The following is a 12369-nucleotide window of genomic DNA, read 5'->3' on the forward strand; positions in this document are numbered from 1 at the left end:
AGAGATTGTCTGCTGATAACGGAAAGACTGCTAAGACACACACCGTGTGCAAAGTGATCTGCTGGGCAAGGCGATGAGAGACACACACCGTGTGCGAAATGAAATTTCGAACAGAGAGATGAACGAAGTCCCGTTAGAAGCTACTGCTGGGAATACGTCAGAGCACTCCTATGAGGTTCTAGGTCGAATGAGGAATTTGTGTCATTAGCAACAAAAAAACAAAATAGGAGCTAATTGTTTCCAAAGAAGTCATCTATCTGTGCATCGACAACAGATCTGATCAACTCCTCATCGTTTTGAATTTCTTCGATACGAATATCAGCCTGAAGTGTTTCTGCAACTACCTCTGGATCGTCGATGAAAGTGTATTCCTTATGGACTCCGTTCCCGTAGCCTCGACCCCGCTTTTCGGCGGTGACGAAGTTATAGGTGCCAGCTTCATTCATATACCGTAGATACGAGTCACGTGACTTCTCATCTGCATCTAGCAAGTTTGCGAGATATTGATAGACACGATAGGCAACCGTACTGGGAACAGCGTTGAGATTTTGCCGTGAGTAGACAGGAACGATCGCTGTAGCATAGAGAGAGAGCTTTTTTTGCGTTGACAGCCCTTGCATCTGAGTCAGAGTCCGGTCGCGTTCTGATTCTTTCTGTGCATTTCGTACGTGATCCTCATTTACGGTGCTGTCTCCCTGTCGATCCGCGATTTCACCTGCTTTCCGGAAGAGGTCGATCGCTTTCCGTGCGTCTCCATGATCTTGGGCTGCAAAAGCCGAGCTCAAAGAAATAATACCGCCTTCAAGTACGTTTTCCCGGTAGGCATCACTCCGACGTTCAAGGATGGCTTGGAGTTGCTCCGCGTCATAGTCAGAGAACACAACATCTTGTGGATTGAACGAACTCTCTGCTCGTCCATCGAGATCCTCCATAAATCGAGGGTCATTCGTGAGAGCTGCGACCGATACGTGGCCCTCAATTCGGCCTAGTTGCGAGGCACGCGAAAGCTGGTAGAGGAGTTTCGAGTAGGCAGGTTCGTCGTTCGGATTTCGCTTCCTGCCAATTAAGAGATCGATTTCGTCTAGGATAATGATGACTGACGCGAAGTGATTGCTCAGAATTTCATAAAATCGATTTAGCTTCTGGTCAGTCGAGATACCACTCTGGGGAACACCTACTTCGACACCAGCTTTCTTTGCAGCGTTCTCAACCAATCGGTAGACTGCGCGGTCGTGGGAGTTGATCGTCTGGCAGTTGAGTTTGATAATCCCAAAGCGATCATCCTGAGACTGCGCAAGCTCGAGTACCTGCTGGCAGACCGCATTGATAATAAGTGATTTTCCAGTGCCAGATGGACCATAGAGAAGCATGTTAGGAGGACGGTTTCCCTGCAGTGCTGGTCGAAGGTAGGTGATGATATCGTCTAACTGGTCGTCACGGCCGACGATCCTGTCTTCATCAATGAGTGCATCCAGATCCAAGAGTCCCTTGTCGCGGAACACGGAATTTTGAGCCCCTTTCTGTAGACGGCCTTTAATGGACTGTGAGAGAGGTTGTTGATCGTTGCCGTCAGCCATGCTAGCGGGGTATTGCTCGTCCTACAAATAGATGTGGGAACCACGTGCGAGATTAAATCTCTTGAATATGACGGGTAGAAGCTCTGGTTGGTGACCCGGTCGACAGCAAGTAGAAGCCGTGGGCGAAGTCAATCCGGCGGCCCACCCACCGTGTGCGATATGAAATGCTGTAGGTCGCCCTATTGATGTTGGAATTCGTCGGTGGATTCTAGTGTTGAGAGACCACACCCACCGTGTGCGATATGAAATGTGGAGGACTGTCTCTCCTGAATAGACGAGGAATAGATTAGGAGTTCTTAACGAGCTACTCCCAGCTATTCAAAGACTAGTAGTTGGAGATCTATTGTGCATGACTTTCCCACTACGGACCATATTTATTTAGCTAGTACCTAAAGCTTTCCCTGTTTCTAGTTTTCAGTACCCGTTCTGTAGGAGAGTGCGTTGTGGATCGGGGTATCACACTGTCTTGTCTACTCGAATCCGTAGATAGTGACTCCCCTTCTTTCTTCAAATCATATCGCACACGGTGGGTGGGAGTTGCTTTTCTCTTACCCCGGAACTACAGCACCAAGTAGATCCGCTATTAGTCACTAATATGGTAAGTAACCCACGTAAGAGTGCAAGAAGGGCGCTTTCCCACCCACCCCAAACTACTGCGTTCAGTCTTCGTCTGAGTCATCGAATACGACACGTGTGTATACTGGCGACCACCGGACTGTACTCCGACCAGCCTGCTTTGAAACGAGTTGCGCTCGCTGCGGTTGCCGTTGTGGCTGCAACGAGAAGAACCCTCAACGCGGATCGTGTACCAGTAACACAAGCGAAGGACACAGGGTGATTTTCAGAGAACGGTTCAGTTCGATGGCTGTTCAGTGTCGCCTGAGAGCGACGATCCGGTTCCGCTGGTCGGCCCACCAGAGGAAGACGCCGGCCGCGAACCCAACGATCAGGACCGCGATAATTGAGCCTTCGAATCCGTATGCTCCACCGCTGAGCCAGGTTGGTCCAGAGGTTTCTCCAACCAGCAGCGACACGTCGTTGGCAACTTGGTTGCCCGAAACGGCAATGCCGAAGACCGCACCCTGCGTGAAGTTCCACGCCGCATGGAGCGCGATCGGGAACCAGAGTCGGCGAGTGTAGACGTACGCCCCACCGAGCATCAAGCCAGCGACGAAGATCGACCCGGCCGTCCAGAGCGTTGCATTGGGAGTCACAACGAAATGGAATGCGGCGAACGCGAGCGATGACCCGACAAGTGCGACCCAAGTGCCGAGGCGTTCCTCAACCACCCGGAGCAACACGCCACGGTAGATGATCTCCTCAATCACGGCGAACCAGAGCGAGCCTGCGACGGCCGGGATGACGACCATCCAGGGGTTCGTTTCGATGACGGTGTATCCACCGGCTAGCCAGACGACCCCTAGAGGGCGAACAGGGCACTACCGAGGATGGCTCCGAGATCGAATTCCCGAATGGCTCCTTCTCGACTGAGTTCATCCACAGGTCGAGCTTCAACGAATCGGACGTATCCAGCGTAAGCAACGACCATCGCAAGGACGGCCGTAAACTGGACAGTGAAGCCGGCAAGAACCGAGTCCTGTGGTGCCAATCCGAAGACTTCTTCGAACAGTGTGAGCGCGCCGTATCCACCGATGAGAGCGGCGAAGACAACGACACCCATGCCGAGCACGATGCGCGTCAAGGGAAACTGAACGATACGCTGGCGGAGTGAAATCCGAGTGATTTCAGGCTGTGATACTGCTTCCTGGGTGGAGAGTGATTGTTCCATGATTCTGCTGAGACAGCTATTTGACCGCTAATACGCTGAGGGTGTAATCACCGAAGTAGATGATGACAATTGTTACCCGCTGTACGAGCAATGATAGATATCTTAGTACTATATGGTTGTGTAGCATAGTACACATTCTGTGATATGCCATGTTCTTGCACCCAGTACTCAAAAAGGCGGTAGTATCTCGGTGGCGGAGCAGCAGCGAACGGTCGAGCCTTGTGTAACATCTCGGTAGAACAACCGTCTCTTGTGTTACATAAGGTATAGCTGACGCCGGAAGCGCGGGGTGGGAGCGGTGGTCGAGGAGCAGCGGAACCTCCGGAAACAGTGGTGTGCTAGCGGTGGCCGACAGCGAAAACCAAACCAGTCTTTCTATCCCGAGAATATATGGCATGAGAAAACACAAACTCGACTATGGCCTCAATGTACGGTCCTAGCTACGTGATTATCGGTATAATCTTCTCCGTGATCCTCGGTGGCTACGGGCTGCTAGAAGGTGCGATGGGCGCAGTCGTCCTCGGTGCCCTGGGGTTCATAGCCTGTCTCGGGCTTCTTGGCCTTGCACGATACAACGGTGACATCTAAGCCCCGCCTGGAGCGGCGGCCGAGAGCTACGACAGCAGCGCTCAGCTGTTATGCCCAACAATATCGAGGATAACGCGGTTCTCAAAGTAAGTCAATGAACAGAAAATTTAAGCAACCAACGTTAAGTTCGTATTATGGCCTCTGAACGAGCACGGAAATTCGTTGGCGGAGCGATGGTCCTGGTCGGGTTATTCCAAGCGGCTCTGTATGCTACCCGGTTGGATTGGGTCAGTATCGGAATCGGCATATTCTACACAATTCTTGGGGGTGATATATCTCTGGGTGGAAGTCTACCGTTACAAGTAGACCTTTACTCAAACTATTGCTGACGAGCCACCACTACCGCTTCTGCCTCAGCAGTTTTGTTCACCCCGGAGGGGTGAGGGGTTCGAAGCTCTGGCGGTCGCCACGTCGATCCCGATGTCGGGAGCGCCGGCAGCGCGGTCGCGGTCAGCAGGCGGCAAGCGTCACAGCGACGTGGACCGTCCGACGACCGCATTCCGCGACAGCGACCGCCTCAGCGTTTTTATTCCTCAGACAGGGGTGAAGGGTCGAAGTCAATCAGAAGGCTCATCCCAAGCAGTCGCAGTCAATCCGAGTGATACAACATGTCCGTCCAGTCCACCAGTGGTTTGATCGTTGAAGAGTTCCAGAACAACGCGGGCGTCGACATCGACGGCGAGGAAGTACGCGAGAAGATGAACACCCTCGTCGAGGACTATCAGGTTCCCGAGCAGGAAGCACGGCGAAGCGTCGTCAACGGGCTCCTCGACGAGCACGACATCGACCAGGATGCGTTCTACGCCTCGGACGACGGTGGCAACGAGCTCGTCCAGGTCGGTGACATCGACGAACCCGAACAGTGGATCGACATCGAGGTCAAGGTCGACCAGCTCTGGAAGCCGAACTCGGAGTCGATGGCCCAGGTCGGCCTCGTGGCCGACGAGAGCGGTCGAACGAAGTTCATCAGCTGAGAGAAGTCGGACCTTCCGGAATTGGAGGAGGGACAGGCCTACGCCTCTCGAACGTCGTCACCGATGAGTACGAGGGCAACTTCTCGGTAAAGCTCAATCGTACCACCCAGATCGAGGCGATCGACTCGGAAATCGATACCGACGCCGCCAACGAGGACGTGACCTCCGAGGGCGCGTTCGTGGCCATCCGGCCCAGTAGCGGCCTCGTGAAGCGCTGCCCCGAGGACGACTGCACGCGGATCATCCAGGACGGCGAGTGCTCGGCCCACGGGTCGGTCGACGGTGAGTTCGACCTCCGGATGAAGGCCGTCTTCGACGATGGCAACGAGATCGAGTCGATCATCTTCGATGCCGAAGCCACGGAGGCCGTGACCGGGATGACCGTCGACGAGGCGACTGACATGGCGATGGACGCTCTCGATCAGAGCGTCGTCGTCGACGAGCTCCGTCAGCACGTGCTGGGTCGCTATTACGAAATCGAAGGCCCGGTCGTGGGCGACTACCATCTGGCCAACGAGGTCAGCGAAATCGGCCCGAACGACGCTCTCGAGGCGGATGCGGCGCGCGTCTTCAGCGAGCATTTCGAAGCGTAAACGGACGGATCGAATCGTCGTCGGCCCTGACCGGCCGCGACAGCATTTTTTAAGCCCCGAAGGGGTGCAGGGGTCGAAGAAAAAGCACCTCGTGCAGTGATTCAAATGAGTCAGAGTGACAACGGTAACAACAGCCGACAGACAGCCAAGCGCGTGTTCGCGAGCGAGTTCGAAGACGCAACGGACGTCTTCCAGCCGGGCGACAGCGAGCGCAGTCCGAAGTACGCAATGCTTCCCTCCGGGGAAGCGGCGAACCGAGTGTTCGTCGTCGGGACGCTCACCGACTGTGAGGACATCTCGAACAGCTCGGATTTGGAGTACCTTCAGGCTCGGATCGTCGGGCCGACGGGGACGTTCTTCGCCTACGCCGGGCAGTACCAGCAGGAGGCGCTGGGCGCACTCCGAGGCATCGAGGCTCCGGAGTACGTGGCTATCGTCGGTAAGCCCCGAAGCTACGAAACGGACGAAGGCGAGACGCTTGTTTCGCTCACGCCCGAGTCGATCACGGTGGTCGAGGAAGGCACTCGCGACCAGTGGGTCGTCGAGACCGCCGAGCACACCCTCGCCCGGATCGAGGCGATGGAGGACGTCGAGATGGGCGCAGAGGCGAGTCCCGATATCCAGCGAGCACTCGACGTCTACGGCGACGACGAGGACTTCGACCTCGGTGAGTACGAGCAGGGCACGAAGGAGGCACTGGCGCAGGTCGCGGGCATCGACATCGAAGAGAACGACGACGACGAGGAGGACGGCGAGGAGTAGGCAACGAGCCCGCTGGAGTTTTCACCCTCTTTTTTTGTGTGTTGCCACCCGCGCCTTCGGCGCGTCCTCCCCAGCCGACTCACTCCCTCCGGTCGTTCGTCCCTCGCGCGTTCTCCCGGCAAGGCCGGGATTCATCGCGCGCCGCAGCTCCGTGTAGTCCAAGTGTTTACAGTAGTTTTGTCTCGATTGTCGTGTCAGCACTTGGGACGCTTATCGTCTACAGAGGTATGGGGAAGGACCTCGAGACAGAGGGCTCACGAGTGGTCCTAATCGTGTACGTGTTTTTGGCGTCATTGGCCGCTGGGCTTGTCGGTGGCCTCGCCTTGCTCTTGCTGGTGATTCCGGGTATCTACGTCACGCTCAGATTCCAATCCACGACCGCAGCTATCATGCTCGAAGAGCGAGGCCCGGTTCGTGGTCTGCAACGGAGTTGGGGTATCAGCGGGGGAAACGTCTGGACGATTTTCGGTGTGGGCCTCGTATTTTTCGTGGTGTCGATGATCTTTTGGGGTGGTGCAGTACTCGCCACAGGCGGGATACCGACCGGGACGACTGCTGAGGTGGTGCAAGGAATCGAACAACAGGCCACCTACGGGAGTGCTGTCCAATACGTCTTGACGGGACCGATACAGCTCTGCTGTACGGTGTATATGTACGAAGCCTTCAGAGCGAAGTAGGAATTCTGGCATCTCGAACCCAAAGGCTGTGATATGCCGCTCGGACGTTTCAAATACACAAGTGGCCGTCAATATAGGCATTTCATCCAAGCTAAGTGCGTGACTGAATGGGGATTGTACTCGTGTAGTCAAGTGTGAGGTAACTTTGTTCATGTCCGAGATTTCCTTTTAAACCGACGCTACTACTGGCTCTGGTACAATGAACAATTCATACACACACAGGGAGGCGTAGTAGCGGATCGATACCTGTACCGTTATCACAAACCCCTTCTATTATTCGCCTGGTCAATGCCGTATTCTGAGGAAGAACTGCTTGACGAGCTTGATTCTCTCGCAGATGACCTCGGTCGTACGCCCCACCAGCGCGATGTGAACGACCGAGAAAGCGTGCCAAGTAGTACAACGTACTACCATCGCTTTGGGAGCTGGAGTGATGTCTAGTGGCCGCCGGTCTCAAACCAGACCCACGTGGGAGCCGTGTTGCTGATGATGACCTCCTTGAAGCGCTCAAAACGCTCGCTGATGAACTTTCCGTACCACCGACAGCTGATGATATAGATGCACACGAGGGAACGCCATCGAGTGACACGTATGTCAGGCGCTTCGGCTCTCTAAGTGAGGCGCTGCAAAAGGCCGGCATTCGGCACGCACCATGGCAATCGAACCAGTGCTCAACCGAACAGCTACTCACTAAACTTCGAGCTCTTGTGACCGAATTTGGACGGCCACCCACATGGGATGAGATGAGACGACATCACGATTCTCCAGATCCGAAGACCTACGCTCGCCGATTCGGCTCTTGGTCGAGCGCAATTCGTAAAGTCGACCTCGAAACCGATTCGTCAGAAACAGATTAGAGATAGTTCTGAATCTCTATTCGTTTCTTTGAGCTACGAAGTCTGAAATGTGGGTTTAGAGAACCTCTCTGAACCGTTTCAGAGCGCTCACTGATCGTCGCCGTGGCGGGTGAGACACTCCCGAAGCCCCGCCACCTCGACCGCCTCGACGTCCGGCGCTTTCACCGCCGCCTGTCCTTTCCCGAATTTCGGGATGTCACGGGCAAACTCCGGCGGGATCGACGGCACTTTCTGGACCACCTCGGCTCGAAGCCCGAGAAAGACGTTCGTGTTCGTCTGTTTCAGTACGTCGTCGTCGATGTCCTCGGGGTTCTGCGTGATCATCATCATCCCGAGTTGGTCCTTTCGGCCCTGTCGCACCGCGTCTCGCGCCTGATTCACGATATACTGACCACGGTGGTCGTCGCTGCTCGGTGTCGACAAGTAATTATGAGCCTCGTCGACGGCCACCATCAACGGCGTATCCGCCACGTTCGTATCCACGCTATCGGATTTCAGCTTGTTCTCGATGATGTACGAGAGCACCGAGAGCACCACTAGATCCTCGCGGCTACTCGTCAGATGCCGCGTCGGGATCACCGTGACCTGTCCCGGCTCGAACATCCGGTGGGCCACCTCGTCGAGACGGTTCGCATCGGCGTCGAACACCGCTCTAAATTCGGAGCGCTTCACCCGCCGCATCACCGCACCCCACGTTCCCGACCCTATTTCGTTGCGCTCTCGGAGCGGGCTCTCCTCGTAGTCGTTCTGATTGAGGAACTGAATGAACCCGTTGTAGGTCGGGACGGTCCCATCGTCGTCGACGAGCGAGGGTTCGCCGTCCTCCACTTCGTCGGGCTCGTCGAACTTGTCGAAATAGTCGTCGAGACAGTCCCGGAGCGCCCCCCGAGTCACGGGAGTCGACTTGTACGGCATCAAGAGCTCGGGATGCTCGTCTGCCAGCGAGAACGGGATCGAGAACGGGGAGTGCTCGCCGGCGTCGTCCGGGCTCGATCCTCGAACCGTGGGCGCGTAGACCTGTAGGTCGTCGTCGAGCCCGCCGACGTTGATCGGGCTATTTCGCAACTCCTCGCCGAGTTCCGCTTCCTCACCGCCGGGCTGGAGCGCGTCGTTGTCGTCGCGCATCTGGTAATACTCGTTCGCCGGATCGAAGATCACGACGCCGAGTTCTTTGTGGGCGTCGTCGGTGGGATAGCGTTTCCCGCCGATGAACTGCCGGAGTAGGTTCTTCGTAAAGTGGGTCTTCCCTTTCCCGGTCGACCCGGCGACGAGCGTGTGTCGCCAGATAGCGGGTTCGCCGCTCTCTACATCGAAGCCACCCGATCCATCCGGTACGCTGCCGGGGTTGTCGATGTAGTAGGGGACCGTGTTGCCAGCAACGGTCTTGCGCTGGCCGGCGACCGCGAGGTGGCCACAGAACACACCCGAATGGGGGATGTTTAGTCCTGTTCGGAGGAACGCCTCGTCTTCCGTGAGCGTCACATCCGCATTGGGCTTCGGGATCTTGCTCACGATCCCGCGTTCGTACTTCTCCTCGGCTTCGACGGCCGTCTCGTCGGTCTCGATCGAGGCGATCGGGTCGAGCTCCGCGACGAGCACGTACTCGCTCTCGTCGACGCTCTCCTCGCTCACGATGTCGTGGTGGGCATCGGAGGTATCGTCGAGGTCCGTATAGGGTTCGTAGCGGAGGGCTTCCACAGCGGCGAACAGGCTCTCGCCACCGGGGTAGGGCACCTGCACGTAGTCGCCCATCTGGACGTCCTCGCGGCGGTCGGTGGTGATGTACGCCTCGACCAGATGCTCGGTGCGACCGATACGGATGTTGTTGCCACCGAGGATGTGGCCCACCTCGTCGTCGGCTCGCTCGGTGATGTCGCTATCAACCGACCGCGATCCGATGGCCTCCTCGCCCGCACTCTCGCTCGCCCCGGCTCCGACGGATTCGAGCGTCACGGTCTCGGTGTCCGTGCCGCCGTCGCTCTCTGCACTCTGCTCCTCGGTCGTGTCCCCATCGCTCTCGCGGTCTTCGGGGAGGTCGAAATCACTCATCGTCGGGCTCCATGCCATTCAGGTCGTCCTGACTCCAGCGGCCGTCCCAATTGTAGTTCTGCGTCGGTGCGCTCGACTCCAGTACCCCACGGATCGTCTTCCGATTACCCTGTGAGATACCGGCGATACGGTCGGCTCGCTTCACCGCCTGCGGGACGTCGCGGCGCTTGGCGATCTCTTTCAGGGCTTTGTTCTGTATCTCGTCGCGCACTTCCTCGTCGTCGAGCACGAACAGCAAGGGCGTCTCGACCCGGAAGACGAAGCCCTGCCTCGGCAATCTCACATAGAAAAACGCCCGCCGGTAGTCGCCCGGCTCACCAAATTCGAGGTCCTCCGCGAACGGTTCGAGGATCTCCGTATCGCCGAGTCGGCCCGCACCGAGCTCCGTCGAGACGAACCACGACGTGTAGGTGAGGTCGTTGAGCGTCCCACCCTGTAGCACCTCGGCGATATACTGGTGGTCGCGCGTCCACGACACGTCGGGCCGGAGGCCGTTTTCGTCGACGACGCCGTGCTGGCGGATCTTCTCCTCCAGCGAATCGACGAGTTGGGCGGTCGTCGACGTTTTGACGACGCCAACGACGGGGTAGCCACGGTCGTACTGTGTTTCCACGACGTCGATGTAGTTTGCGACGATCTCGCGGGGAATGTCCCACGACGCGGCGGGCGACGTGATGCCAGCGTTGTCGAGGAGCACCCAATAGAGCACGCCCAGCGGGTAGAGCGACCCGTCGAGGAACAGCGGGCCGTCGACTTCATCGAGCATCCGCCGGGCGTGTTCGCCCTCGGCGAGCGATTGGGCCACCGACGACACCGCTTTCGAGAGGTTTTGCGTCGAGTCCCCACCCGCATCGTAGGTGACGAGTTCGCCCTCTACGGGGCTATCGGGGTCGGAAAACTCCTCGCCGCGAATACTGGACTCGCCCTCGTCGAAATAGACCACGGTCTTGACCGTGCCGGCGCGTTCGGCCTCTCGATCGACGCCGATCCCACCCACTCCGAGTTTGGCGTAGGCGGTATCCATAATCAACCCGTTTGTGTACTCCGTGCCGGTGAGCGTCGAGGCGTCGATAGCGTAGGATGGGCCTTCCCACGGGTCGTCGCTCCAGTTGCCGAGGTCGGCGATCGGCGTCTTTGCGATCCACGGCTCGTCGATCGACTCGACGCCTCCCCCCGGCTTATCGAGGTGCTCGAACAGTTGGCGAGCGTAGTCGGCCTGCTCGCGGCCCTGCCGAGGGACGTGTTCGTCGATCCGGCCGCATATCGCCCGGACGAGCGACAGCGCTTGTGCGTCCATCTATCGAACGCATACAGCGACATCTGCCTTAAGTACCGGCTCTCCGGGCATCGAATCGGGGTGGAATCGGAGATTGAGAACGCGATCGGGCGGCACCGATTCTCGCGCCCGGGGCTAGTAGCACGTCCCGAGGTGGTTCACATACACACCTACACGAAACATTGCGGCGAGCCAAATCACAACCGCAGCTGCCGAGCCGCCGATAACGATTGTGTGAGCACAATACTGGCCCATGAACTTCGGTGCGACTGCCTGCGTCCAAAGCAAAGTGTAGCCGATCCACAATCCAGACAGGATCAGCGCTTTGTTTCTGTACCGGCGTCGACGCTCGTAATTCGGGTACATATCGGCTGTGTGCAGTCGTCCACCATACAGGTTGGGGGAAATCTCACTATCCGGCCGTTCGACACACACCTGTCAAAAGTTCTGGTTTTATCAGGTCGGGGCGCGTAGGTGGGGATTATGGCGTCGATATTCGAGCGCGATCAATCGACCGTGGGGACCGCCGTCGGGATCGCTGTCTGTGTCGTGGCTATCCTCGGCTCGCAGTTCCTCGGTTGGGAGTGGGGGTCGGGGCAACTCGTGCCGGCGATAATCGGTATCGCAGCGGTCGTCGCGGCCGGCGTGCTGGCCTACCAGCGTCTCCAGAACTGAGCGAGAGCTTCAGTAACGGCGGGTTTTTTCGTCCTAACGAGCGTGCCTGTGCGGTGGTAGGAATAACCGACGAGCGCGACCACCCACAGGACTGCGCCGACGAGAACGGCGTCCATAGATATTGCGTAGCCGAGGTTCCATCCGAGAACGAGGAACTGGACGGCGGCGAGCAGCAGCAGCATCGTCCCGATGGCGGTCACGACAAACACTCGTTCGTCGTCCGGCGGGTCGTAGTGGGCGGCGACTCGCAGGATAGCGAGCGACCCAAGCATGACCGCGGGGATGAGCGCCACCGCGATCGCTTTCGGGACTACTGTATTGGGGTCGCCACTCGCCGAGAAGTGAATCGCTACCTGTGAAGGAAGTTGACTCCAGAGCGTGAGACTGCCCAGCAGCGTGAGGGTGGCGATAGCGGTACCCACTAGATCAACGCGATTCGGGCGGAGGTTCATGCTCTCTTGATGATCTTCTCATGGTGGCGAATTGAATCTTTGGCCGATTCAGGTTTGTAGTTATCCGAGAAGTTTCAATACGCTACCCGGTAGACGTGTA

The 12369-nt window shown here is 57.4% G+C and carries 12 protein-coding genes and 1 pseudogene; 7 read left to right on the top strand and 6 right to left on the bottom strand.

Annotation, left to right across the window (positions count from 1 at the left end):
* Window positions 1–230: 230 nt before the first annotated feature.
* From C447_RS00285 to C447_RS00295, 3 genes are all read right to left on the bottom strand, one after another.
* A complete protein-coding gene (locus tag C447_RS00285) occupies window positions 231–1577 on the bottom strand; it encodes an orc1/cdc6 family replication initiation protein (RefSeq protein ID WP_007689681.1) in 1347 nt (448 codons plus the stop codon).
* Between the two features lie 869 nt (window positions 1578–2446).
* Window positions 2447–2947 (bottom strand): CPBP family intramembrane glutamic endopeptidase, encoded by a 501-nt coding sequence (locus C447_RS00290; protein WP_007689683.1) that lies wholly within the window; start codon window positions 2945–2947, stop codon window positions 2447–2449.
* Window positions 2948–2997: 50 nt separating this feature from the next.
* Window positions 2998–3366 (bottom strand): hypothetical protein, encoded by a 369-nt coding sequence (locus C447_RS00295; protein WP_007689685.1) that lies wholly within the window; start codon window positions 3364–3366, stop codon window positions 2998–3000.
* 417 nt (window positions 3367–3783) lie between these two features.
* Between C447_RS00295 and C447_RS17820 the strand changes: the two genes are divergently transcribed.
* The 6 genes and pseudogenes from C447_RS17820 to C447_RS18920 all read left to right on the top strand — a co-directional run bounded on the left by C447_RS17820 (window position 3784) and on the right by C447_RS18920 (window position 7817).
* A complete protein-coding gene (locus C447_RS17820; protein ID WP_153300720.1) occupies window positions 3784–3954 on the top strand; it encodes a hypothetical protein in 171 nt (56 codons plus the stop codon).
* 608 nt (window positions 3955–4562) lie between these two features.
* Window positions 4563–5521: pseudogene (locus C447_RS18910) on the top strand (replication factor A).
* 105 nt (window positions 5522–5626) lie between these two features.
* Window positions 5627–6283: a nucleic acid-binding protein gene (locus C447_RS00310; protein ID WP_044956289.1), complete on the top strand. Its 657-nt coding sequence runs from the start codon at window positions 5627–5629 to the stop codon at window positions 6281–6283.
* Between the two features lie 227 nt (window positions 6284–6510).
* Window positions 6511–6960 carry a DUF7847 domain-containing protein gene (locus C447_RS00315; RefSeq protein ID WP_007689691.1) on the top strand — a complete coding sequence of 150 codons (450 nt, stop codon included), beginning with the start codon at window positions 6511–6513 and terminating at the stop codon, window positions 6958–6960.
* A 288-nt stretch (window positions 6961–7248) separates the two neighbouring features.
* Window positions 7249–7401, top strand: a complete 153-nt coding sequence (locus C447_RS18915; protein ID WP_394295090.1) for a homing endonuclease associated repeat-containing protein — start codon at window positions 7249–7251, stop codon at window positions 7399–7401.
* Window positions 7401–7817 carry a homing endonuclease associated repeat-containing protein gene (locus C447_RS18920; RefSeq protein ID WP_394295089.1) on the top strand — a complete coding sequence of 139 codons (417 nt, stop codon included), beginning with the start codon at window positions 7401–7403 and terminating at the stop codon, window positions 7815–7817. The genes C447_RS18915 and C447_RS18920 overlap by 1 nt, the downstream gene beginning before the upstream one ends.
* Before the next feature lie 87 nt (window positions 7818–7904).
* Here the strand turns inward: C447_RS18920 and C447_RS00320 are convergent, their stop codons facing one another.
* Together C447_RS00320 and C447_RS00325 are read right to left on the bottom strand one after the other, a co-directional pair.
* Entirely contained in the window at window positions 7905–9866 is a 1962-nt protein-coding gene (locus C447_RS00320; protein WP_007689693.1) for an ATP-binding protein, read from the bottom strand.
* A complete protein-coding gene (locus tag C447_RS00325) occupies window positions 9859–11163 on the bottom strand; it encodes a DNA double-strand break repair nuclease NurA (RefSeq protein ID WP_007689695.1) in 1305 nt (434 codons plus the stop codon). Before C447_RS00325 ends, C447_RS00320 begins: the two co-directional genes overlap by 8 nt.
* A 462-nt stretch (window positions 11164–11625) precedes the next feature.
* Between C447_RS00325 and C447_RS00335 the strand changes: the two genes are divergently transcribed.
* Complete coding sequence (locus C447_RS00335; RefSeq protein ID WP_007689707.1) at window positions 11626–11817, top strand: hypothetical protein; 192 nt, start codon at window positions 11626–11628, stop codon at window positions 11815–11817.
* Here the strand turns inward: C447_RS00335 and C447_RS00340 are convergent.
* Window positions 11796–12269: a DUF1648 domain-containing protein gene (locus C447_RS00340; protein WP_007689709.1), complete on the bottom strand. Its 474-nt coding sequence runs from the start codon at window positions 12267–12269 to the stop codon at window positions 11796–11798. The genes C447_RS00335 and C447_RS00340 overlap by 22 nt on opposite strands.
* Window positions 12270–12369: the final 100 nt, after the last annotated feature.

This window comes from Halococcus hamelinensis 100A6 (assembly GCF_000336675.1).
GTDB lineage: Archaea > Halobacteriota > Halobacteria > Halobacteriales > Halococcaceae > Halococcus > Halococcus hamelinensis.